This window comes from Campylobacter canis, assembly GCF_045504005.1.
In the GTDB taxonomy this organism is placed as follows: domain Bacteria; phylum Campylobacterota; class Campylobacteria; order Campylobacterales; family Campylobacteraceae; genus Campylobacter_A; species Campylobacter_A canis.
On record NZ_JBJJXH010000002.1, the window covers coordinates 86,717 to 109,851 of the forward strand.

The 23,135-nt window shown below is 37.9% G+C and carries 21 protein-coding genes; 10 read left to right on the top strand and 11 right to left on the bottom strand.

All coding sequences use genetic code 11. The features are described 5' to 3' along the window. Window positions 1-65 precede the first annotated feature (65 nt). The 7 genes from ACHJH3_RS02545 to uvrA form a co-directional block, all read right to left on the bottom strand. Complete coding sequence (locus ACHJH3_RS02545) at window positions 66-653, bottom strand: DJ-1/PfpI family protein (protein WP_407063453.1); 588 nt, start codon at window positions 651-653, stop codon at window positions 66-68. 128 nt (window positions 654-781) lie between these two features. Further along, window positions 782-2,380 carry a hypothetical protein gene (locus ACHJH3_RS02550; protein ID WP_407063454.1) on the bottom strand — a complete coding sequence of 533 codons (1,599 nt, stop codon included), beginning with the start codon at window positions 2,378-2,380 and terminating at the stop codon, window positions 782-784. 81 nt (window positions 2,381-2,461) lie between these two features. Continuing rightward, the gene (locus tag ACHJH3_RS02555) at window positions 2,462-3,295 is read right to left on the bottom strand and encodes a hypothetical protein (protein WP_407063455.1); all 834 of its coding nucleotides are present in this window, start codon (window positions 3,293-3,295) and stop codon (window positions 2,462-2,464) included. Then, window positions 3,274-3,714, bottom strand: coding sequence for a pyrimidine dimer DNA glycosylase/endonuclease V (locus ACHJH3_RS02560; protein WP_407063456.1), 441 nt, complete (start codon window positions 3,712-3,714; stop codon window positions 3,274-3,276). The genes ACHJH3_RS02555 and ACHJH3_RS02560 overlap by 22 nt, the downstream gene beginning before the upstream one ends. Further along, complete coding sequence (locus ACHJH3_RS02565) at window positions 3,711-4,427, bottom strand: hypothetical protein (protein ID WP_407063457.1); 717 nt, start codon at window positions 4,425-4,427, stop codon at window positions 3,711-3,713. The genes ACHJH3_RS02560 and ACHJH3_RS02565 overlap by 4 nt, the downstream gene beginning before the upstream one ends. A gap of 231 nt (window positions 4,428-4,658) precedes the next feature. Next, on the bottom strand, window positions 4,659-5,546 hold the full coding sequence (locus ACHJH3_RS02570) for an AbiTii domain-containing protein (protein ID WP_407063458.1): 888 nt from the start codon (window positions 5,544-5,546) through the stop codon (window positions 4,659-4,661). A gap of 4 nt (window positions 5,547-5,550) precedes the next feature. Beyond that, window positions 5,551-8,397, bottom strand: a complete 2,847-nt coding sequence (gene uvrA / locus ACHJH3_RS02575; RefSeq protein WP_407063459.1) for an excinuclease ABC subunit UvrA — start codon at window positions 8,395-8,397, stop codon at window positions 5,551-5,553. A gap of 109 nt (window positions 8,398-8,506) precedes the next feature. On the opposite strand from uvrA, the gene ACHJH3_RS02580 reads away from it, so the two are divergent. Further along, window positions 8,507-10,114, top strand: a complete 1,608-nt coding sequence (locus tag ACHJH3_RS02580) for a methyltransferase domain-containing protein (RefSeq protein ID WP_407063460.1) — start codon at window positions 8,507-8,509, stop codon at window positions 10,112-10,114. Here ACHJH3_RS02580 and ACHJH3_RS02585 read toward each other — a convergent pair. Further along, window positions 10,111-10,848 carry a sulfite exporter TauE/SafE family protein gene (locus ACHJH3_RS02585; protein ID WP_172200968.1) on the bottom strand — a complete coding sequence of 246 codons (738 nt, stop codon included), beginning with the start codon at window positions 10,846-10,848 and terminating at the stop codon, window positions 10,111-10,113. The genes ACHJH3_RS02580 and ACHJH3_RS02585 overlap by 4 nt on opposite strands. 87 nt (window positions 10,849-10,935) lie before the next feature. On the opposite strand from ACHJH3_RS02585, the gene ACHJH3_RS02590 reads away from it, so the two are divergent. The 4 genes from ACHJH3_RS02590 to ACHJH3_RS02605 all read left to right on the top strand — a co-directional run bounded on the left by ACHJH3_RS02590 (window position 10,936) and on the right by ACHJH3_RS02605 (window position 15,038). Beyond that, window positions 10,936-11,373, top strand: a complete 438-nt coding sequence (locus tag ACHJH3_RS02590) for a DUF302 domain-containing protein (RefSeq protein ID WP_170018881.1) — start codon at window positions 10,936-10,938, stop codon at window positions 11,371-11,373. A 145-nt stretch (window positions 11,374-11,518) separates the two neighbouring features. Further along, window positions 11,519-12,787: an anthranilate synthase component I family protein gene (locus ACHJH3_RS02595; protein WP_407063461.1), complete on the top strand. Its 1,269-nt coding sequence runs from the start codon at window positions 11,519-11,521 to the stop codon at window positions 12,785-12,787. Then, window positions 12,784-14,388 (top strand): anthranilate phosphoribosyltransferase, encoded by a 1,605-nt coding sequence (gene trpD, locus ACHJH3_RS02600; protein WP_407063462.1) that lies wholly within the window; start codon window positions 12,784-12,786, stop codon window positions 14,386-14,388. Before ACHJH3_RS02595 ends, trpD begins: the two co-directional genes overlap by 4 nt. Next, window positions 14,385-15,038: a phosphoribosylanthranilate isomerase gene (locus tag ACHJH3_RS02605; protein ID WP_407063463.1), complete on the top strand. Its 654-nt coding sequence runs from the start codon at window positions 14,385-14,387 to the stop codon at window positions 15,036-15,038. The genes trpD and ACHJH3_RS02605 overlap by 4 nt, the downstream gene beginning before the upstream one ends. Here the strand turns inward: ACHJH3_RS02605 and ACHJH3_RS02610 are convergent. Together ACHJH3_RS02610 and ACHJH3_RS02615 are read right to left on the bottom strand one after the other, a co-directional pair. After that, the gene (locus ACHJH3_RS02610; RefSeq protein WP_407063464.1) at window positions 15,010-15,657 is read right to left on the bottom strand and encodes a hypothetical protein; all 648 of its coding nucleotides are present in this window, start codon (window positions 15,655-15,657) and stop codon (window positions 15,010-15,012) included. The genes ACHJH3_RS02605 and ACHJH3_RS02610 overlap by 29 nt on opposite strands. 9 nt (window positions 15,658-15,666) lie before the next feature. Beyond that, complete coding sequence (locus ACHJH3_RS02615; protein WP_407063465.1) at window positions 15,667-17,661, bottom strand: DEAD/DEAH box helicase; 1,995 nt, start codon at window positions 17,659-17,661, stop codon at window positions 15,667-15,669. Window positions 17,662-17,815: 154 nt separating this feature from the next. Between ACHJH3_RS02615 and trpB the strand changes: the two genes are divergently transcribed. The 5 genes from trpB (at window position 17,816) to ACHJH3_RS02640 (ending at window position 21,375) form a co-directional block, all read left to right on the top strand. Continuing rightward, window positions 17,816-18,997 carry a tryptophan synthase subunit beta gene (trpB, locus tag ACHJH3_RS02620; RefSeq protein WP_172129296.1) on the top strand — a complete coding sequence of 394 codons (1,182 nt, stop codon included), beginning with the start codon at window positions 17,816-17,818 and terminating at the stop codon, window positions 18,995-18,997. Then, entirely contained in the window at window positions 18,990-19,739 is a 750-nt protein-coding gene (trpA, locus tag ACHJH3_RS02625) for a tryptophan synthase subunit alpha (RefSeq protein WP_407063466.1), read from the top strand. The genes trpB and trpA overlap by 8 nt, the downstream gene beginning before the upstream one ends. 63 nt (window positions 19,740-19,802) lie before the next feature. Beyond that, entirely contained in the window at window positions 19,803-20,222 is a 420-nt protein-coding gene (locus ACHJH3_RS02630) for a chemotaxis protein CheX (protein ID WP_172200989.1), read from the top strand. Then, on the top strand, window positions 20,219-20,533 hold the full coding sequence (gene fliN, locus ACHJH3_RS02635; protein ID WP_407063467.1) for a flagellar motor switch protein FliN: 315 nt from the start codon (window positions 20,219-20,221) through the stop codon (window positions 20,531-20,533). Before ACHJH3_RS02630 ends, fliN begins: the two co-directional genes overlap by 4 nt. Then, a complete protein-coding gene (locus tag ACHJH3_RS02640) occupies window positions 20,530-21,375 on the top strand; it encodes an excinuclease ABC subunit A (protein WP_407063468.1) in 846 nt (281 codons plus the stop codon). The genes fliN and ACHJH3_RS02640 overlap by 4 nt, the downstream gene beginning before the upstream one ends. 283 nt (window positions 21,376-21,658) lie before the next feature. Here the strand turns inward: ACHJH3_RS02640 and ACHJH3_RS02645 are convergent, their stop codons facing one another. Then, on the bottom strand, window positions 21,659-23,107 hold the full coding sequence (locus ACHJH3_RS02645) for a Ppx/GppA phosphatase family protein (RefSeq protein WP_407063469.1): 1,449 nt from the start codon (window positions 23,105-23,107) through the stop codon (window positions 21,659-21,661). Window positions 23,108-23,135: the final 28 nt, after the last annotated feature.

The window sequence follows — 23,135 nt, forward strand, 5'->3', positions numbered from 1 at the left end:
TTTCCTTAAATTTTCATATATTGTATCTTTATTTGACGAATTTTACTTTTAAGATACTCATGTTTTCACGCAAAAGGATCAAAATTCATATCTTCATTCCAGATGTATTCCATTAATTTGGCGATATCACGTGCGGTTTGCAAGCCGTGAATTTCAGAAACAAACCCAAGCGCCATATCAATTCCCACAGCAACTCCGCTTGAAGTGTAAAATTTGCCGTCTTTAACCCATCTGGCGGGCTTCATCCACTCTACTTCTTTGCTTGCAGAGGTTACAAATTCCCAAGATGATTTGTTGCCAGTGGCTCTTTTGTTTTTTAAAACTCCTGCACGAGCTAACAAAACAGACCCCGTGCACACGCTTAAAACAACCTTGCTCATATCGGCTAAATTTCTTAACTCGCTTAAAAATTTCTCATCGTTTATAAGCTCTCTTGTAGCAAATCCGCCCGGCACGAGCAAGATGTCATGGCTTTTTATTTCGCTTAATTTACGAGTTAAAATTTGAGAATTTACGGAGCTTTTAACCGCTCCGCCGTAAAGAGAGAAATACTCTATCTCATAGTGCCGCTTAAGCCTTGAAAACACTTCAAGCGGTCCAAGCGCATCAAGACTGGTGTAATCATCAAAAAGCAAGACATTTATGTGCTGCATAGCTTTTCCTTAAATATCTGAAATTCGTGCAGAAATTTAATAAATTTTCTTATATCTTTTAATAAATTTCAAGCTTCATTAACCCATAAAAGCTAAAGCCGTTATGAAGCTCGTCTCCTAAAATTTATCTATAAATCCCACAAGATATATCCTGCTCCAAGAACAAAGGCTGCCGCGCATATCAAGCTAAATATCTGCATGTTGCTAAGACGAGAATTCTTTGTGTATTCATTTGTATCTTCTTTGGGGTCGCTTAACTTCTCGGTCTTAAAATCAGAGATATCGCCCACATCGTTATGCTCAAAATAGTACTCGATGAGTTTTAAAGCCTCTTTTTTAGAAACTTCTTTAGTCGCAACTATATTATCATCGCTATTAAGCAAAATTTCCGCTCTTAAAATTTCGCTATTTTCAGTCCTGCCAAACCGCAAAAACGAATCTCCGAATAAAAGCTTAAAATAGTTACTTTTATACTTCCAATGTATCTTATCAAATAGATACTTTGCCTCTTCAAAACAAAATAGTTCACCACCATGTGCCAGTACGGAAGTAGCGTCTATCCATCTTCTCTTTCTAAACTCCAAAAATCTCACGAGTTTTTGAGCCACCCCTAAGTCATTAGAATAGATCACAAAAAGTTTGCCGTCCTCCTCCTCATCTACTCGCACATCAAGTAGTCGCGATAGCCTGTATTCAAGACTCTCTTCTTCTTGCTTGCTAAAATATCTCTCGTCATTCATAGGAAATTCTTCAAAGATAAGATAGGTAAAATACTCGTCAAACACTCTAACGATCGGAGTATTATTAAAAGGATAGTTTTTGATCCTAAACTCCTTTATACACTCCATATCAGATCTTTTATCAAGCCTTTTAAAAAGATCATCGGCATTTAAACGAATTTTATCATCATACTCATATCCAAACGGATAATCAACTTTTAAAATTCCCCCTTCAAAGCTCTCAAACATCGTTTCGAAGCAATATGTGCCACCTTCCTCCACTTTTTTCATATCGCTAAGGCGCATGATAATAATCTTTTTAGCATTTCCCACTCGCTTCACATATGCAAGATATCTGGAGTCGTTAGAGAACATAATGGCGCCTTTAGCATTATCCTCGAGCTTGCTTCGCGCCATCCCCTCCCCGCTTAGATAGACCCTGCCGCGCATACTTCTATGCCTATCATACCTCACATACTCAAGCGTAAATTTACCATTAGGGCTAACTAGTCTTATGTAGTAGCTGTAAGGAGATGGGATTTTAAGCTGCATTTTTTCGCCGATAGGCTCATCTGCAAAGAGCTCATGCGCGTTTACCACTATCTCCTTTTTTGGCACATATAAACTACCCATAACGCGTTTATCTCGCTCATGATCGTAAAAAAGCTTTAAAATTCCACCATCAAAGCTTTCAAATATCATCATATCCACGCCTTCAGTCTGCTTTATCGCCATATCTTCAAGCCTTATCATAATGATATCTTGAGAATACTTACCATTCCATTTAGCATAAGCAAGATACTTTGAGTCATCAGACCATATGATAGCAGGAGCAGTGCTGTCTCCAAGCATCTTACATCTGCCCTCTTTATCAAATAGCCAAGTTTCGCCCGAAGTTGGACCACCCATCGCAATTTCGGTGCAAGCGAAATATGAGAGCCTAAATTTTCCATCAGGACTCTTAAAACTTTCTCCGCCTGACCACGGCGAGGTTCTATATTTACTCATAAAGCTCCTTTGATGAATTGCCAGGATTAATATCTGAGATTATTTTACACTACTAAATTTTACACAATGCAAACAAATTTTTTAAAGACCTGAGTTTTTATTTAGCGTTCTAAGCGCTCTTTTTATGATATAGGCAGTCTGCTTGCTTTTGCTTTGCTCGCTCCACCGAGAGCAAATTTCACGCACAAATTCAGCTTGCGTTTTGCTCGCGTCATTTAGCCAGTTTGCCACGCTATCTTGCACATATTTTGAGCTATCGCTTTTAAGCGGCTCAAGTATGGCTAGTGCGCGCCAAGGCTCGGCTTTGAGTACCAATATATGCTCGCACCAAACTCCGCGCGGTCTTGTAGCCTCGCTTGCAAATCGCCTGATATTAGCGTCTTCATCAAGTGCAAATTTTGAGAGAATTTCTATGCTTTCGTCCAAATTTGAGATGACTTTACCTCTCACGCAAAGCCAAGCGATCTCTCTAACGCCAAAGTGAGAGTCCGCTGCAAACGGCTTTATGGCGTTAAGAGTGGCGCTTATATCAAGTCTCTCATCGCAAGCCGTCATATAAGCCGCCCAGCACCTCACAGTATCAGATCTGTGAGTGCTAAGAGCTTTTAAAATTTGTTCGCTTTTATCCACGCTTACAATCTTAAAAAGCTCGGCACCGATCGTCTTGCTGATGGAATTTGCGCTTTTGTTTTTAAGGCTTTTAATATGAGCTAAAATTTGCTCTAAAAATTCGCTTTTATTTATTTGTGCAAGCACGTTTGCAAGCAAAATTTCTTGATTTACTGCCAGCCATTCGGTCAAATTTGCCGTTTGGATCTCGCCTGAATTTAACCGCTCTAAAATTTCTGCGGAAATTTCACTAATCGATCTTGCGCCTTTACGCTGAATTTCTTTTAACTCTTTATCTTTTCCCACGGCTCGACATCTCCATTTACAGCTTTAAAAAGACTCATTATCTTAACTTCGCTCACGCGCAAATTTCGCTCATACATCGCGGTATCTCGCACTCTTAACTTATCTTGCAAAAAAGCAAATTCATACTCTATCTGACCGCTGGTAACTTGCACTGGCGATAAATTCTGGCTACTAAAGGCGCCTATCTTGCTTTTGTCAAATTTATATCCTCTTTTTAAGGCCTCCTCATAAACTTCTTGCAAATAGGCATTTATAAGCTCTTTTGGGTTTTTGTGTGCGTAAAATCTATCAAGCTGCGGATGGTTTTTATATCCTTTTGTAAGCCCATTTAAAACATGCTTTGCTAAAAGCGCCTCTCTCCATAACGCCACCAAACCTTTTGCGTCCAGATAAACAGGACTGATCGTCCAAAGTCTCATTTTATTTCACTCCTTAATTTATCTGCGATCTGCTTTGCAAGAGCCGTTACCATCGCTTTTTCATCCATATACCAGTACGGCACTCGCTCGTAATCCTTATATGGCTGATGAAGCATGCTTTTTACGGGCGGATGCATAAAAATTTGGTTAAAAATTTCAAGCTCTTTTGGATAAGTAAAATATAAATTTAGCTCAGGCTTTTGATTGTCGTTTCGCCAAGCGGCAAATTCGCGGGAAAAATTTTGATGTTTTGGCATTTTTATTTGACTAAAAATTTCCTCGTCAAGCAAAATTTTCGCAAGGCAGTAAATGCCGTGTGCGGGTATGCAAAGTAGCTTTTTGTAAGGCAAAACGTCAGTTCTGTTGTATCTGGCACAAAAGGCTTGTAAATTCTCACTTACCGCCTCTGCGTCCTTATCACAAATTCCTACTATAGAGGCGATTTGAGCTCGCTCGTTAGCAGGCTTTTTTGAGTTTATAAATTTCCTAGCTGCCTTTAACGCCGCCTCAAGCTTAGCCTCATCTTTGTGCCACATCGCAAAGAACAAATTTATGCCAACAACTAGCAGAGTATAACCGTTTTTGCTAGCTACGATATCAGGCGGGATAATTTTATTAACAGCTTCAAAATCACCGCACGCAACGCTATTTAGCAACTTAGAAAACCTAATACAGTGATCATATCCGCTTGCTCTTCCAGGAATTAGTTCCAAGCGGTTTTGCTGAAATATCAGGCTGTTTACACCTTGCCAGTCGCACTTTTCAATGCACTCCTTAAGCCAAATTTCATAAAGCTCTTTTGTATGCCTAAACGAGATCTGATTTATGATTTTAGCGATAAAATCCTCATATATAGCTTCTTGTTTAGATATATCAAGTATATGCTGACATATTTCTAAATATTTTTTGATTATTTTTTACATTCCTTAAATTATATTAAATTATTATATTGTATATATTGATTGAATTTTATATAAAATACCAGCAGCTATTATGTTGCCAGAAATTCCTTCAATAATATTTCTGATAGTCAATAAAGATTGATTTAATATATTATTTGATGGTCTGTCTTTTTTGATTTCATTATTAAGCTTTTCTAATTCTTTTTCAAAATTTTTTGAATCGTCTAATGATTTTACAATTTCATCTTTATGGTCATTAAGTATCTTTAGTATCTCTATAAATTTAGCATCATCAAATCCACTATGTATCTCTTGCGAAGAGTAATTACTATTTTGCTGTATCTGACTTCCTGATACATTGCCATAAAAATTATTTACTGTATAGTTCTTTTCACTTGCGATTTTCTTTTCTTCATCTGTAAATTTCATATCCACTCCTATAATCCCATCTTCTTCTAATTTCAATATCCACTCCATAATAATATTTTTTACGGTTTCAATAATGTCAATTATACTAGTAGCGCTTATTTTTTGTATATATTTAGTTGAGAAACGATAGTTTATAAGCTGATTAAAAGAGTTTGGTAAATTTATGCTTATCATACTGTTATCCCCAGATTGATTGATTATATTTTCCAGCCCTGGAATCCCTTGTCCAATTTTAGACATAGTTAATTTATCATACATTTCAATATTTTCAATTACTACAGGAACCCAACCATGATACGGATTCCATGCCTTAATATCTCCAAAAATATTTCTATACTCTGGAATATTAGCGTCTTCTTTATATCCATTCAACTCATTGTTAATCCAAATTTCAAAATCTTTAATCTTTAATTTTCTGGCAATAATATATGCTTGCCTAAGAACATCAGTGGTGCTTTTGCTCAATATTTGCTTTTGAATGTCAATAACTATTGAGCTCATAAAACTATCCTTGTTTAGACTTTAGCTTGCTTTTCATCTCATCAAGCTCCTCGGCTAAAAATTTACCCGTGTAAGAGCCTGTTTTTTTGTGATTTTTAGCGACCTCTTTCACGCTTCCTACGGCTATGATCTTGCCGCCTTTTGAGCCGCCTTCAGGTCCCATATCAACGATATAATCGCAATTTTTAATCACGTCCATATTATGCTCGATCACAAATACCGAATTCCCAAGCTCGACTAGATGATGAAGCACTTGCGTAAGGCGATCGACATCGGCAAAGTGAAGCCCCGTTGTAGGCTCATCAAGTATATAAAGCGTATTTCCCGTATCGCTTCTGCCAAGCTCCTTTGAGAGCTTCACGCGCTGAGCTTCGCCGCCGCTTAGCGTGGTTGCGTTTTGCCCAAGCGTGATGTAGCCAAGCCCGACATCTTGCAGGGTTTTAAGCTTAGCGTAAATTTTAGGAACCGCTTTAAAAAACTCTATCGCCTCATCGATACTCATATTTAGCACATCTGCAATACTCTTGCCTTTGTATAAAATTTCTAGCGTCTGAGCGTTATATCTGGAGCCGTTGCAAGCATCACAAACCACCATCACATCGGGCAAAAAGTGCATCTCTATCTTTATCTCGCCCTCACCTTGGCACTTCTCGCACCTGCCGCCCTTGACGTTAAAACTAAAACGCCCGATCTTATAGCCTCTAAGCTTTGCTTCTTTGGTCTGTGCAAAGAGATTTCTTATCTCGTCCATCACGCCCGTATATGTCGCAGGATTTGAGCGTGGAGTGCGACCTATCGGGCTTTGGTCAAGGTAGATAACCTTGTCTAAATTTTCAAGTCCGCTTAAATTCACGCCCGCTATCTTTTTAACTTTTCTGGCTCTATTTAGCTGCTCTTGTGCTTCAGGAAGCAGGGTTTGAAGTATGAGCGAGCTTTTACCAGAGCCCGAAACGCCCGTAATACCGACTAAATTTCTAAGAGGAAATTTGGCGCTTAAATTTGAAATGTTATTGATATTTACGTTTGAAATTTCTATCCACTTCTCTTGCTTTCTGTTTTTTTGATAGTTGATGTTTTTCTCACCGCTTAGATATAAAGCGGTTGAGGTGTTGGTTTGCATAAGGCTTTTTACATCGCCGCTAAATATAATCTCGCCTCCAAATTTACCCGCTGCAGGACCGATATCAACCACAAAATCAGCCTCCTCTATCGTCTTTTTATCATGCTCTACCACGATTACGGAGTTGCCTTTTGACTGCAAATTTCTAAGAGTTTTAATAAGCTTTAAAGTATCTCTTTCATGAAGTCCGATACTTGGCTCATCAAGCACGTACATAACGCCACTTAGACCGCTTCCTATCTGGCTTGCGATGCGAATTCTCTGAGCTTCTCCGCCGCTAATCGTGCGCGCGTCCCGCCCAAGCGAGAGATAGCCAAGCCCCACGTCATAAAGAAAATAAAGTCGCTCGTTTATCTCTTTTAAGATAGGCGAAGCTATCATGCCATCTTGCTCGCTTAAGTAGTCAAATTTGCTAGAGTCTGAGAAAAACGCAACGCAATTTTCTATACTCATATCCAAAATTTCACCGATCCCAAGCCCCGCTACGCGCACGGCTAAAGATTGCGGTCTAAGCCTGTGTCCGCCGCACTCAGAGCAGCCTCTTTCACTCATATACTCGCCAAAATCCTTGGAGTCTTTTAATAAATCGTAGCTAATCTTGACCGCACCTTCAAATTTACGCGCTATCTTGTGTCTTTTCCAGAAAAACTCAACCTCTTTTGCATTGCCGTAAAGCACAAGGCGCTTTTCATCTTCATTTAGCTCAAAATATGGCTTTTTCACGTCAATGCCGTTTTGTTCGCAAAATGCAAGCAGAAATTTATAATAATAGCTCATATTGTAGCCGTAAAGTAGCTTGATAGCGCCGGTTTCTACGCTTTTTTCCTCGTCTATTATCTTATTCATATCAAGGCTGTAGCGAATTCCAAGTCCGTCGCAATGCTCGCAAGCTCCTTTTGGAGAGTTGAAACTAAAGCTAAGCGGCTCAAGCGGAGTAAATGAAATTTTGCAATCAAAGCACGCCATATGCTCGCTGTAATGTATAAATTTCTCTTTTAAATTTAACTCGTCGGCATTAGTTATCTCGATCTCGACTTCGCCGTAACTCTCGCTCAAAGCCTTCTCTACGTCTTGAGCCAGACGCTGAAGGTTTTCATCATCGATAACCAAGCGATCAACTATGACTTTTATGGTGTGCTTTTTAGTTTTAGCTAGCTCGATTTCCTCATCAAGCCTTACCATCACACCGTCTATTTGCGCTCTCACGAAGCCTTTTGCGCGCAAATTTTCGATTAAGTCCGCCCAAGTTCCCTTTTTTTCTCGCACAAGCGGAGCGTAAATCACTACTTTAGCGCCCTTAGGAAGCTTTGAAATTTCGTTTATGATATCGCTTGCGCTCATCTTTGAGATCGGCTTACCGCACTGATGACAATGCTGAATCCCAACGCGTGCATAAAGCAACCTTAGATAGTCGTAAATTTCGGTTATCGTGCCGACTGTAGAGCGAGGGTTTTTACTTGTGGTCTTTTGATCAATTGCGATTGCAGGCGTTAGCCCTTCGATCTTATCCACATCAGGCTTTCCGACCTTATCCAAAAACTGCCTTGCATAAGCAGAAAGACTCTCGATATATCGTCTTTGTCCCTCTGCATAAAGCGTATCAAAGGCTAGAGTGCTCTTGCCCGAGCCTGAAAGCCCCGTAAAAACCACTAATTTGTTTTTTGGAATTTCTAAATTTATATTTTTTAAGTTGTGCTCGCGCGCACCTGTGATTTTTATTGTATCGTTCATGATTATCGCCTAAATTTTAAGTTATTTATTTTAATCAAAGCGGTATAAATATCTGATTAATTTTGAAAATTTAAGATATAATCAATAAAAATATTTTAAGGTGGTTTTAATGAAAGAAATTCAAAATTCATATGACAATCTCCCCTATTTTTCTATGGCATTTCCCGAATGTTCTCCGACCCGTATTGAAGCTATTGCATCTTTTCTATCTTTCACTCCGCCAAGTAGTAAAAGTGCAAAAGTCCTAGAGATAGGGTGTAGCTATGGCGGGAATATATTTCCTTTTGCTATAGCAAATCCGGATGCCAAAGTTGTCGGCATAGATCTAAGCGAAGTTCAGATAAATAAAGCAAAAGAGCTTGCAAAACAGATGCGTGTGGATAATATAAAATTTATCCAAAAGGATATCTGTGAGTTAAGCGATGAGGATGTAAAAGAATTTGGCAAATTTGACTATATCATCTGCCATGGAGTTTATAGCTGGGTTCCTGATGCGGTAAAAGATGCGATACTAAAAAGTATCAAGAGGCTTCTTGGTAAAAACGGCATCGCCTATGTAAGCTATAACGTCTATCCGGGCTGGAAGATAAAAGATATCATCAGGGATTTTTTGATATTTGGCACAAAAGAATTAAAAGACGAAAGCGAGATGGTAAAGGCAAATAAAGCAAAGGAGCTCTTAACGGTTTTTAAAGAGTATATGAAATTTTGCTCTCAAGATAGTGTAAAAGCCGATTTTATGAACGCAAAGCTACTACTTGAGCATATTGAAGGAATAGAAAAAATAGGATCAGATTCTTATATAGTACATGAGTATTTGGAATTTTTTAATAATCCTATGTACTTTAAAGATTTTGCAAAAAATCTTGACGATAACGAACTTGCTTACCTAACGGATGTAAACCTTGATGACGTATTTCGTGCAGATCTAGGCTTAGATGCCTTTGACGGGTATATAAACGCAAATTTTACAAACAGGATAGACAAGGAACAGGCTATTGATTTTTTTACAAATAAAGATTTTAGAAAAAGTCTTATAGTGCATAAAGATCTATTAGGAGAAAATTTTCATGTCGATATAGGACCTGATCAACTTACAAAATTGCATTTAATTGCAACATTTAGCAAGGATAAAGACGGAAATTATAAAAATTTAATCAATGAACCTATGCATCCAAATTACAACTGGCTATATCAAGTATTTAGCGAAGTATTTCCGGCAAGTATAAATTTTGCTCAAGTTGCCGAACTTTTAAAAGACAATGAAAACTCTCTGAAGTCCGCATATCTGGGCTTTATGGAAATTTTATCCGCCGATTGCGCGCTATTTAGCACTCATGAAAAACACAAAATAGATTATGAACCAGGAAAAACAAGACTAAAAGAAAGATTTATAGAATATATTAAATATTTTAGTATAGAAAGTAGTCCCGTTATATTGCCTGCAGATATGTTTAACACTGTTTTAAATCTATCAAATTTCGACGCATTTATAGCACTTAAATTTAACGGCAAAAACACGATAGAAGACATTATAAACCAAACCTCAAAATTTGCACAAGAGCGAGGGCTGAACTTTACTATTGGAAACGGCAATTCGGTTGTAAAAACTCAAACCAAAAAGGAATTTGATAAAGCTGTGAAAGATTACGTTAAAGATCTTGAAGATAAACTAACTAAATCTTATATGTTTGAATATTTAAATAATAACCTTTAAGCAGCTAGAAATTTTCTAATCGTAATTACAAGGATGGTCGTTATAAGAGCGATCATCCAGTATTTTTGTTTCTTTTTATCTATGGCGTGTGATGTCTTTACGCCAAAATACACCCCAAACAAAGAACCAATTCCGATAGCAACACCTATATCGTAATGAACCAGCCCATGTGAAGCAAGGCTGATAAAGCCCGCAGTTGAGCTAAACACTACGAAAAATAGCCCGGTGCTGACTGCTTTTTTAATATCATAATTTAAAAAGCCGATAAGTGCTGGCATAACAAAAACCGATCCGCCGATACCCACGCTAATAGCGACAGCTCCCGTGATAAGCCCTATGGCAAACAGTAAAATTTGCGAGCTGTTTTGCTCTCCTTTTGGCTCAAGCGGGCTGGTTAAAAGCTTGGTTAAATTTATCATCTGAGCGGTAATAAGCGCGCCAAGTAGAAATTTAGACGAAAAGTGAGAGACTATAAATCCACTGCTAAGCGCACCGCAAAACCCTCCAAGTCCAAGCACCAAAGCGGGTCTTAAATCAAGCATCTTGGAGCGTAAATTTACAAACGAGCCAAAGATGGAGCTAAATACCATCTGCATTATGCTAACGCCGATTGCGTATTTGATATCGTATCCCAAAAGTATCATCGCAGGCACGACTACCGCGCCGCCTCCGATACCGAAAAATCCCGAAACAAAACCGACTAAAACGCCCAAAAAAACATATCCGATAAACATCTTTAACCTTTTGGCAAATTTTAGCATTAAGCTTGTTAAAGTATAATTACGTTTTAATCTAAATCTAAAATTTATAAAGGAGAATAGGTGAAAAAACTGCTCATATCGGTAGCTGCGATAGCGTCGCTGGCATTTGGAGGTGAAAGTATGCTTATAAAAGGCACAAACAGTCTAAGCGTAGATGAAACGGTAGCTAAATTTAGCAATATCCTTAAAGAAAAAGGAGTTATGCTTTTTGACGTATTTAACCACTCAAAACTAGCCAAAGAGGCAGGTCTTGAGATGACTGAAACCAGCGTGGTGGTATTTGGCGCACCTAAAGTCGGAACGCTTTTAATGAAGTGCGAACCGCAAATCGCGCTTGAGCTGCCGATGAAATTTTTAATCTATAAAGACGGGGGCAAAACAACCGTAGCTTACGAGGATATCAAAAATATCGCTAAAAGATACGGCGCTCAAAACTGCGACATAGTCGAAAAAATAAGCGGAATACAAGCAAATTTCCACAAAGCTTTAACGGAATAATCTTAGACCTCTTTTGAGGTCTATCCCGCTTAAATTTTACTCTTTTTTACTCAGCGCACTCTACTTTAGCGACCCAAATTTAGCCCTTTATGCATATAAAAGCTCTTTTTACATATAATATTTTACTTATTTTTTAGGATTTAATATGCTTTTACTAGAGCCTTTAGTTTATTACGAAGCGATAAGACAAAAATTTAAAAACAGCTTTTTAGCAGAAGATACCGCTCAAGCCATCATTGGGATAGATTGCGAGTATATAAGTAGCGATGATGTTGATTTTGCAGGACTTAAGAGCTATTTTTTAACTCAAAAACACAGCGCGCCGTTTGCGGGGCTTTTTGGAGTTTTAGGCTATGAAAGCGTGAGATATTTTGAAAAAATTCCCGAATTTCAAAGCTCGCAGTATGAATTTCCAAATTTCTTATACGCAAATGCAAGAGCCTATCTGCATTTTAACAAGACAAGCAAAATTTACTCGTTTTACGGCGAAAAGAGCAGATATTACGACTTTTTAAAAGAGATCAAAGAGTCAAATTTAAAAGCTAAAGATAGCTTTTATCAAATTTGTACGGATTTAGATAAAGAGCGCGAGCACTTTTTAGACATGACTCAAAAAGCCAAGGAGTATCTATACAGCGGAGATATCTTTCAAGTCGTGCTTAGCGAGCAGATGAAACTAATAAGCGACATGGACAGCCTTGAGTTTTATAGGTTATTAAGCGAGGCAAACCCAAGCCCTTATATGTTTCACTTTCCGACTCCGCACGGTGATATCGTAGGCTCAAGCCCGGAGCTGGTATGCGAAGTAAAAAACTCTCAAATTTTCGCAGCCCCGATCGCAGGTACAAGAGGGCGAGGCAAGGACGCCATAGAAGATGAAAGGCTTAAAAACGAGCTCATAAATGACGAAAAAGAGCTCGCCGAGCATAAAATGCTAATCGATCTAGCCAGAAACGACATCGGACGCGTCGCAAAAAGCTCAAGCGTAAGCGTGAAAAACCCGATGCACGTGGTCTTTTATGAAAGTGTTATGCACATGGCTAGCGATGTTTATGGCATGAAACGCGACGATATAAGCTCGTTTGAAGTAGTCTCTAGCGTATTTCCCGCAGGCACGCTCAGCGGAACGCCAAAAATTCGCGCCATGGAGATCATCTCTGAGCTTGAAAGCTATAAGCGAAACGCATACGGAGGCGGGATAGGATTTTTTCACTTTAACGGCGATGCTCAGCAAGCTATCCTCATACGAAGTGCGGTTTTTGTGCCTAAAAACGGCGCTAGCGAGGTGTTTATCCAAGCCGGTGCGGGCATCGTCATAGACAGTGTGGGCGAGAACGAATACAAAGAAATTTGCAAAAAACGCGCCTCGGTGCTAAATGTATTTAAAAATAACGCAAGGGAAACTCATACATGATACTTCTGATAGACAACTACGACAGCTTCGTATTTAACGTCGAGCAATACATCAAAGAGCTAACCGACGAAGAGGTCATAAGCGTAAGAAACGACAAGATCACGCTTGAAGAAATTCGCAAGCTAAATCCAAGCAAGATCGTGCTGAGCCCGGGACCTAAACATCCAAAAGACAGCGGAATTTGTCTTGAAATTTTAAAAAGCGATCTAAACGTGCCTATTTTGGGAATTTGCCTTGGACATCAGGCGATCGGACTAGTAGGCGGTGCAGTCATAAAGCGTCTTGAAAAGCCGTTTCACGGCAAGACTTCATTTATCGATGTGCTTGAAGAAAGCCCGCCTTTTGAAGGATTGCCGGCCAAATTTGAGGTTATGCGCTACCACTCGCTTTATGTTGATGAATTGCCGTCAAATTTAAAACCGCTTGCGATCAGCGATGATGGTGTAATAATGGCGCTTCGCGAAGTTAATCGCCCCGTTTTTGGCATACAGTTTCACCCTGAAAGCTACTTCACGCAATACGGTAAAAAGATAATCGAAAATTTTCTAAACTTTAAAAGCGAAGCCAAAATACAAGAGAGCGAACCTGCGAATTTCAAGAGGTTTTTAATCAAGCTTCAAGATAACGTCGGACTTGACGATAGGGATTTTGAGCAAATTTGCGCGCTGATAGCTTCAAAGGATTACGAGATAACGCAGCTTGCAGCGCTTTTGGTGCTAATTAGCGAAAAGAGTCTTTATCCAAAGAGTCTTGCAAGCCTCGTTAAGAACATCTTAAAATACTCCCAAACCTACCGCGACGCTTCGCCGATGATAGATCTGTGCGGAACGGGTGGCGATGGGCTTAAGACGATAAATATCTCAACTGCGGTTTCGTTTATCCTTGCAAGCCTTGGCGTTAAAGTCGCAAAGCACGGCAACAAGGCGATTTCAAGCAGATCTGGCAGCTCGGATGTGCTTGAAGGCATAAATTTAACCATGTCAAATTCACTAAGCACCCTAAGAGAGCTGCTTGATGAGAAAAATTTAGCCTTTTTCCATGCGCCGTTTTTTCATCCGCTAGTTGCCGAGGTCAAAGAGGTGCGAGCACGCCTTGGCATAAGGACGGTGTTTAACGTGCTCGGGCCTATGCTAAATCCAAATTTAAGCCTTAAGAACCAACTTGTAGGCGTATATCACAAGCCTGTTTTAAAGCTTTATGCGCAGACTTTAAAGCTACTTGGACGCGAGCATGCGCTAGTGGTGCGCGGCGAGGACGGTCTTGATGAAATAAGCTTGTGCGATGAGACAAAGATAATCGAGCTTAAAAACGGCGAAATTTACGAATACTCCGTAACTCCGGAGCAGTTTGGCTTTAAGCGAGCATTTCACAGCGAGATAGAGGGTGGGACTCCCGAAGAAAACGCACAAACTTTGGTTAAAATTTTAAAAGGCGAGGAAAGAGGAGCGAAATTTGATATAGTCGTGCTAAACGCGATGTTTGCGCTTTATACGGCAAATTTCGTCGCAAACCCGACGGACGCAAAAGCCGTTATAATCAAGGCGATTGATAGCGGGCAAGTTTATGAGTATTTTAAAGATTATATCGGGGCAAAATCATGAAAACAGAGCTTAAAATTTGCGGTATCAAAAGCGAGGACGAGGCTAAAAGCGTGCTTGAACTCGGAGTAAAATTTATCGGCGTAATCCTTGCAAAAAGCCCAAGGCAAGTGGATATCAAAACCGCTCGGCAAATAGCGAATTTAGCTCATAAATTCGGTGCAAAATGCGTAGGGGTATTTGTCGGTGCAAGCGAGTGCTCTTTAACGTCAAGAGGCGAGCAAAGCAGTTGTGAGATAATGGAAATTTGCGAATTTGCAGGACTTGACGTGGCTCAAATTTACGGAGAGATAAGCGAAAATTTATATGCGAATTTAAATGATCTTGGCGTAAGCGTTTGGAAAGTTTTAAGCGTAAAAGACAAACTTATCGCCACAAACGAACCACATGATTTGGTGCTTTATGATTATAAAGGCGAAAATTTAGGCGGAAACGGAGCAAGTTTTAACTGGGAAATTTTAAAAGACCTAAAGCCTTTTAGTTTCGCATTAGCAGGCGGTATAGACGAAACAAACGCGTTTGAAGCGCTTAAATTTAAGCCTAAAATTTTGGATATAAACTCACGAGTCGAAGATGAAAACGGAATAAAAGAGCCTATTAAAATTGAGCGGATTTTACAGCTAATTATTTTGCAACAAAATTACAATCTGTAGTTATATCCAATAAATCAATAAAATGTTGCTCATTAATATGTTTCTTTAATCCAAGCTTAAAAGTAGCTTGATTTGAATAAAATAAATCATAGTGATGCTCCGGATGCACATTCGGCATATCTTTTGCTCTATACTCTTCATAAGTCTTTTTATCAACATCGTATCTAATATAGCCGTCTTCCAGAAGTATAAGATCTCGCAATATAGTAAAAAAGCAAATATCGCTATCTATTGAAGTATCTTCAAAAGCTTCCATGAAGGTATATATATCCTCTGATATAAACTTTTCACTCTTGATGATCTCTAGTATTTTAGTAACAATATAATAATTAATTTCTATGGATTTATAATAAATTTTTAGCTCTTTATCATTAAAATCAATAGAAAAAGGAAAATACACAGAAAAATATTTTCCCTCAGTAAAGAAAAATATTCTGCTCATCTTATTTTTATGCAAAATTATTTTGCCTGCATAGTTGCATTTTTTATTTTCATAAGACAATATGTATCTAATAGTCTCCATAAATAGCTGAATAATATGCTTTTTGCTATCAATTCTAAAAAAGAAGTTTTCGATAAAATTTTCATATATATGAAATTCTTTTTGTACTTTCATCACAATATAATCTTATGACTTAATTTTTTTAATAAATTCTTTGATTTTATCTTTATCAAATTTGCGTTCATTGGATTCATTTTCAAATTCTATATTAATGTGCCTTGTAAGCTTTTTTCTATCTTTTGAATCTATTTTTAATTCATTAAAGATATTTATTAACAATTCATCAAAAGACATATTCATCTCTTCTTTAACTTTAATTATAGTTTTTCTAATCTGCTCTTTTTCTTCTTCTGTAGGTTCAACTGTTTTTATGCGCTTTTCATTATTAATAATCTCTAAGCCTTTATTTTGCAATTCTATATTCTCATTATTGTAATCCTCAATAAACAAATAAGACTTGATAAAAGATCTAGTTAGCATAGTATATAAACTATTTCTATATCTATAATTATTTTCCAATCTTTTAGTCACACAAATAACAAATGGAAACTCGAGCCCTTTAACATTATTTCTATTGCTAATAAATAACTTATTTTCTATTTTTTCTTTACTTTCATAAGCTCTATTAATATCCCAACCAATTTCACTTTGTATTGCAAACGCTAGTCTATCTATTATTTCATAAATATTTTTACTATCATCCAAACAAATTATAGCTATATCATCTGGTTTTAGTGTATTATTTTCTAATTGAATTTGTTTTATAGTATTTAATATATTATTTTTTGTATATTCTTTTATTTCAACACTAGGAATATTTTCTAAATCCAATTCATCAAATCTTCTTATTGGCTCTCTAGACAAATAAAAATTGCCCTTCTCTCTCTTGATATTATATCCGCATATTCTCCAATAATCATCAGATAGCCAATTTAGCTTTTTACTCTCAAAAAGACCCATGCCTATAGCCTGAGCAAACATTAAAGTTCTTGGATCTGTTCTATAACATCTATTAAGCACTATATCTACATTAAGCTCTGTATCACTTATATTATCAAATATGTCCTGAAATACATCGCCTGCTATATAAACTTTATGTCGCGTTATTTTCTCACATAATTCAAAAAATATATCAGGAAAATCTTGCCTTTCATCAACCAGAATATAATCAAATGCATAGCTAAAATCTTCAATATGCTCTATATATTTCAACGCTTTGCTAAAAATTGTTTCATAATCATGCCCTTGTTTAAAATTTAAAAATGGTATTTTATAAAAATCGCAAATATAACTATATAATCCGGAATTTTTATCACTACCTGACCCCCATGCATGATTAACCCAAAGTTGATTATTCCAATCTATCTGTTTTTCAACTTTCATAAAGTTAAAAAATTCAGGAATTCTATTTTTTAAATTATTAGCCAATGCTATATTGTGACAGGTAAAAAATATTTTCAAATATTCTTTAGAGCCATATAATTCTTTCAGCTTGTGCAGAAGCAGCTCTGTTTTTCCTGTTCCTGATAATCCTTGTATAAAAACGGATTTATTATCAAATTCTTTATATATGAAACGAGTTTGCTGACCGTCAAATAAAACTATATTTTTCTTAATTTTATCAAGTATTGTTTTTGGTACATCGACTCCTATTTTTTCTATATTATTTATACTGCCTATAAGAAGAGAAATTAATAACTGATTTTTTCTTTGTAGCTCATTTGATAAAATATTATTAATTAACAAATCGTTAATTTGTGTATTTTTATCATATTTTTCTTTATGTGTTAAATGTTTTTTCCACTCCCTTGGTCTTCCTATATGTTCCTTATATTTAAATTTATCAGATAATGAACTCAAATCCTCTATAAAATCATCATAATACTCCTCAAATTCATCTTCATTATTAGCCAAATCTAAAAATATAACTTTATGCTTAGGAGAAAGAATAACTATTGCATTCTCCTCGTAGCGATAGTTATATTTATTTTCCCCCAATGGCTTATTTATTATATAAACTTGCTCTGTTGGATTTTCATTACAATATTTTTCTATCTTTTCAAGAAACGTCGAATTATTATCATTTTTGTCAACATGACTATAAAATAAACTCTTTTCCATAAAATATACTCTTTTAGAAAAAATTATTTAAAAAGTAAACATTTTATATTATCTTCATAATTCTTTATTTTCTATAAAAAACAAAAGTATTAATCTTATAAAATTTTAGATATTATTTTACACAATAAGCAATTCAAAACTAAAGAGGTAAGCAATGAACACTAAAGCATATTTTGGCAAATTTGGCGGGCAGTTCGTGCCTGAAACGGTTATGTTTGCGCTTGAAGAGCTTGAAGAGGCTTACGAAAAGATAGCTGGTACGCAGGAGTTTAAAGACGAGCTTAACGATCTGCTAAAGCACTACGTCGGTCGCCCTAGCCCGCTTTATCACGCAAAGCGACTAAGCGAGCATTACGGACATGAAATTTATCTAAAACGCGAAGATCTAAACCACACCGGCGCTCATAAGATAAACAATGCTCTCGGTCAAGCCCTATTAGCTAAAAAAATGGGCAAAAAAAAGCTCTTAGCCGAAACGGGAGCGGGGCAGCACGGAGTAGCGACTGCGACTGCTGCGGCACTTCTTGGGCTAGAATGCGATGTGTATATGGGCGCAACCGATGTAGCGCGCCAGCAACTAAATGCCTTTAGAATGGATCTGCTCGGCGCAAAGGTTGTAAGCATTCACGACGGCTTAAAAACGCTTAAAGAGGCTACAACCGCAGCGATTCAAGCGTGGGTAAATGAGATAGAAAGCAGCTTTTACGTCATAGGCTCTGCCGTGGGTCCGCACCCTTATCCAAAGATCGTGCGCGAGCTTCAAAGCGTCATCGGTAGCGAGACAAAAGAGCAGTTAAAAGAATACGGAGTAAAAGCCGACTACATAATAGCTTGCGTAGGCGGCGGAAGCAATGCGATAGGAATTTTTAGCGGATTTTTAGAAGATATTAGCGTAAATTTAGTAGGCATAGAAGCGGCCGGTCTTGGAGCGGATACTCCATATCACGCAGCCACGCTTACCAAAGGGCGCGAAGGTATCATACACGGCATGAAGACTATCGTGCTACAAGATGACTTCGGCATGATAGCGCCCGTACATAGTATCTCGGCGGGTCTTGACTACCCAGGAGTGGGTCCTGAGCATGCGCACCTGCACGATATAAAGCGCGTAAAATATCAAGCCGTAAGCGATGATGAGTGCATAAACGCGCTTCGTCTTACAAGCCGCCTTGAAGGCATAATCCCTGCGATAGAAAGCTCACATGCGCTTGCGTATTTAGAAAAACTATGTCCGAATTTAGATAAAAAAAGCGTTATCGTAGTAAACGTATCGGGCAGAGGCGATAAAGATATGAACACGGTAATGAGCTATGAGAAAGGAAAAATTTATGGCTAAGATATCCAAAGCCTTTGAGGGCAAAAAAGCAAACATCGGCTACATAGTAGCGGGCTATCCGAGCATTGAGCACACGCGCGAATTTTTACTAAATTTAGACGCTAGCTCGCTTGATCTGCTTGAGCTTGGAATTCCTTACTCAGACCCGCTGGCAGACGGCAAGCTTATAGCCGAAGCAAGCTTTGAAGCGGTAACAAACGGCGTAAATACCGAGAGAATTTTTAGCCTTCTTGAAGAGTACAAGCAAAGCGTAAATAAGCCGCTTGTCTTTTTGGTTTATTACAATATCATTTTCGCTTACGGAGTGGAAAAATTCATCGCGCGCTCAAGCGATGTCGGCATAAGCGGATTTATCATACCCGATCTGCCCTTTGAAGAGAGCGAAGAGGTAAGCGGGCTATGCTCTAAATTCGGGCTTGATCTGGTGCCATTAATAAGCGTTACCTCGGCTCACAGAACGGATAAAATTTTAAGCATTGGATCAGGATTTATCTATGCTCTTGGCGCGGTAGGAGTAAGCGGATCGCAGCGAGCTAGCATAGATAGGCTTAAGAATTTAGTCTCAGATTTAAAGCAAAAGAGCGATTTGCCCGTAGCCGTAGGCTTTGGCGTGAAAAACAGCTCTGACGTTATCGAGGTGAAAAGCTTTGCAGACGGAGCGATAATCGGCACCGAAATCGTCAAGCTAACGGCTAAATTTAAGGGCAAAGAGCTTATGCGCGAGATCGAAAAGCTTTTTTGATTTAGGCTAAATTCCATAAATTTTAAGTATAATTAGCACTATTTAGCACTTTAAGGATAGTAGATGTTGGAGGTTGTTGAGCTTGGCGTAAAGCATCTTTGTAATGAAATTTTAGGCTACGAAGTAAGTTCGGCAAGCACTACAAAGGGTGAATTTTACGGTTCGGCGCTACCGATTTATAAGGGCAAAAGCGAGTTTCATTTTTATCTTTATTTTAAAAAAGATACTTTAAATCACTTTGCAAAAATTTTATTAGGTAGCGATAAGCTTAACGAAGACGATCTGAGCGATCTTTGCAAAGAGGTTGCAAATTTGATCGTAGGATACTCTAAAAATTTGCTAAACGAGAAGGAAAACGGCGCTTATAAACTTGGAACGCCTGAGTATTTGGGGCGTATAGAAAATTTTAAAATCAAACTTGAAGATAAGAGAATTTATAAGATAAAAAACAGAACTTTTCAGATAGGGTACAAGAAAGCATGAGTGCAGATATTGAGCAAATAGCCGATGCAGGCGGACTTTTTAAAAGCTATGACGAGCTTATGGATATCAGTGTAGATTTTATATCCGAGCTTGGAACGACGACTATTAGCGTACGTGAGCTGCTTAAGCTTGAAAACGGCTCGGTAATCGATCTTGAAAAGCCTGCAGGAGAGAGTGTCGAGCTTTTTATCAACAATAGAATTTTCGGAAAAGGCGAAGTGATGGTATATGAGAAAAATTTAGCCATCCGTATCAATGAAATTCTTGACTCCAAATCGGTAATTCAGTATTTCAAAAGAGAGCAGTTATGAGAATTTTAAGCGCGATTTTTGCCTTAGCTATCTCTTTATTTGCATCAAATTTACTCACTTACAACATCTACGAAAGAAGCGATAGAGTAGATATTATGCTTAGCTTTGACGCGCCTTATGAGGGAAATATCTTTCAAAAACATGAAAACGATATGACTATGCTGATATTTAATGCGCTAAATTTCGATCAGGTAGTCGATAAAAATATAAATTCTAAAATTTTGCAAGAAATTTACATAGAGCCAAAACAAAATAGCGTAGTCTTGAGCCTAAAAAGCAGCTCAAACGTCGCAGTTACGGCATCAAAGACAACTGATGGATTTGGTCTTAGAGTAAGAGTAACCCAAACGGCTTTAGGCTCAGCCGAAAATGAAAACAGACTAAGTAGCGTTCAGATAAATGCTCCAAGCCCTATCCCGTCTCAAAGCGAAGAGAGCTTGGTCGGAGCAAGGTATTATATGGTGATCGGCGTGCTCTTTGCGCTTCTTATAACTCTTTTTATCATCAAAAGAGCCATCAAGGCAAAAGGCGGCATACCCTATGCAAAAGCGCCGAAATTTGCAAATCTCTTTAGTAAAAATAAAAACGGCGGCGTTGAGGTGCTTTACGAAAAGCCGCTTGATAGGCTTAACAAAGTAATGCTCTTAAGTCATATGAATAAAAAATACCTCGTACTTGTAGGAAATTCCAATGTCTTGCTTGATAAATTCGGCGAAGACAGGATAGAAAACGAAGATGATTTTGAAGCGTTTTTTGAAGAGAACAAACGAAAACTCGGGCAGTTTTTAGAAGAGCGCCAAAACTCGCTAAGCGCTTATAAGGATAAGGCTAGTAAGGATTAAGCCTAGTTGGCGATTTGGAAATTTACAAGATTAAAAGCGATTTTTTGCAATCTTGATGTCTCACAAAAATCAAATTAAAATCCATTATAAAATGACTAACAAGAGCCTTGGTATATTACTTGAAATTAATGTAGCTTCTAGCGATAAAAGATAGTTGTGGTAGACTAAACATAATAGGCAAATTTGGATTGGATATCTTAGTCTGTATACAATCACAAAAAGAAAACTTTGTGCCGCGAATCCGAAAAAGAAAATTAAAAAACGCTTAAATGACTTAAAAATCTTAAACAAAAATCAGCGCAAAGGTAGCAGGTTTTGCGATCTTTTTTAAGCTCTCTTTCGCCATAAAATTTTCTTTTGCGCCGCTAATTTGCAAAGTATGATTTATAAACTCGAATTTAAGCTTTTTATGCGTGCAGTTAATATCTAAATTTTTAGCCAAATTTAGCATAAAACTAAGCCATCTAACAGTATCTTCACTAGGAAGCAGGCTTTTAAATTTTTCAAATTCGCCTAAATTTTTCTTGCCGTTCATACCGATAATAGTAGCAATAAGACTCTTTTGTTCATGCGAAAATCCGTAGTTTAGAGCATTTATCACGAAATTTGACGAGTTTATATGCTCGCCGTAAAACCCAAGACATCCGCCTATATTATAAAGTTTAGCCGCCACCTCAAGCTCTCGCGCAAATTTATCATCAATCCCGTGCAGAGGCTTTAGCGATTCAAATATATCTTTTGCATACTTTACTACAGACTTATTTGAAGTGTCTAAAAATCGATCCTGCAAGCTCTTTACGCTTGGGTTGAAATTCGGCGGAAATTTCTTGCTTGGACGCAAAAGATCACTTAGATAAACGCCTTCTCTAAGTCCGGCTCCGCTAGTATAAACGCGCTCACAGTCAAGACGCGAAACGATACTTAAAAATATAAACGCACCCTCTCTAATCGTATCAAAACGATCCTTTTTGACGTAAAATTTAGCCAGATCAAGCACGCTAGCTTCGGTTAAATCCTTGATAAAGCCCTTGTAGTCGCTAAATTTGTAGCTAAAGTTATGCACGCTTTTTAGCGCGTAGTTTTGCATCTGCATTATGCAGTTTGATATGGCTCTGAGGCTTCCGCCTATGGCTACGACATTTTTGGACTTAAAGCTTTGCGGAAGTTGCTTTAAAACATCTTTCATGAAGCCATCAAGCCCTTTTAGATTTTTCTTATCAAAAAACAGCTCTTTAAGCCTAACTGTGCCCACATCAAGAGAGATGCTTTCAAGTATCTTGCCGTCTTTTACCAGCGCAAGCTCGGTTGAGCCACCACCGATATCGATAGTAACAAACTCATCAAGCGGCTCAAGCAAATTCAAAGCCGCTATCGCTCCGAAATTCGCCTCATCAACACCCTTTACTACCTTTAAATTTAGCCCCAAATTTCGCTTTACCAGCTTTATAAACTCATTTGCATTAGGTGCGTCTCTAAGGGCTGAAGTCCCCATACAAAAGACTTTATGACACTTATAACTCTTTGCGATATTTTTAAACTCGCCAAGTGCGTCAAGAGCCTTTTTCATAGATTTTTCGCTTATCGCTCCGCCGTCTTCATAAGCGCCCTCTCCGAGCCTTACTTTCATCTTAAATTCGCCCGGTATATAAAAAGCGTACCTTGAAGTCTTTTCAAATATCGCCATTCTCATAGAGTTTGAGCCAAGGTCTATAACGGCGGTTCTCTTAGCCATTGTTCGCCCTTTTTTGAGTTAAATTTAG

Coding starts and splice junctions, on each gene's coding strand:
- ACHJH3_RS02545 (WP_407063453.1), bottom strand. CDS start 653: ATGCAGCACATAAATGTCTTGCTTTTTGATGATTACACCAGTCTTGAT.
- ACHJH3_RS02550 (WP_407063454.1), bottom strand. CDS start 2,380: ATGAGTAAATATAGAACCTCGCCGTGGTCAGGCGGAGAAAGTTTTAAG.
- ACHJH3_RS02560 (WP_407063456.1), bottom strand. CDS start 3,714: ATGAGACTTTGGACGATCAGTCCTGTTTATCTGGACGCAAAAGGTTTG.
- ACHJH3_RS02570 (WP_407063458.1), bottom strand. CDS start 5,546: ATGAGCTCAATAGTTATTGACATTCAAAAGCAAATATTGAGCAAAAGC.
- uvrA (WP_407063459.1), bottom strand. CDS start 8,397: ATGAACGATACAATAAAAATCACAGGTGCGCGCGAGCACAACTTAAAA.
- ACHJH3_RS02580 (WP_407063460.1), top strand. CDS start 8,507: ATGAAAGAAATTCAAAATTCATATGACAATCTCCCCTATTTTTCTATG.
- ACHJH3_RS02585 (WP_172200968.1), bottom strand. CDS start 10,848: ATGTTTATCGGATATGTTTTTTTGGGCGTTTTAGTCGGTTTTGTTTCG.
- ACHJH3_RS02595 (WP_407063461.1), top strand. CDS start 11,519: ATGCTTTTACTAGAGCCTTTAGTTTATTACGAAGCGATAAGACAAAAA.
- trpD (WP_407063462.1), top strand. CDS start 12,784: ATGATACTTCTGATAGACAACTACGACAGCTTCGTATTTAACGTCGAG.
- ACHJH3_RS02605 (WP_407063463.1), top strand. CDS start 14,385: ATGAAAACAGAGCTTAAAATTTGCGGTATCAAAAGCGAGGACGAGGCT.
- ACHJH3_RS02615 (WP_407063465.1), bottom strand. CDS start 17,661: ATGGAAAAGAGTTTATTTTATAGTCATGTTGACAAAAATGATAATAAT.
- trpB (WP_172129296.1), top strand. CDS start 17,816: ATGAACACTAAAGCATATTTTGGCAAATTTGGCGGGCAGTTCGTGCCT.
- trpA (WP_407063466.1), top strand. CDS start 18,990: ATGGCTAAGATATCCAAAGCCTTTGAGGGCAAAAAAGCAAACATCGGC.
- ACHJH3_RS02630 (WP_172200989.1), top strand. CDS start 19,803: ATGTTGGAGGTTGTTGAGCTTGGCGTAAAGCATCTTTGTAATGAAATT.
- fliN (WP_407063467.1), top strand. CDS start 20,219: ATGAGTGCAGATATTGAGCAAATAGCCGATGCAGGCGGACTTTTTAAA.
- ACHJH3_RS02640 (WP_407063468.1), top strand. CDS start 20,530: ATGAGAATTTTAAGCGCGATTTTTGCCTTAGCTATCTCTTTATTTGCA.
- ACHJH3_RS02645 (WP_407063469.1), bottom strand. CDS start 23,107: ATGGCTAAGAGAACCGCCGTTATAGACCTTGGCTCAAACTCTATGAGA.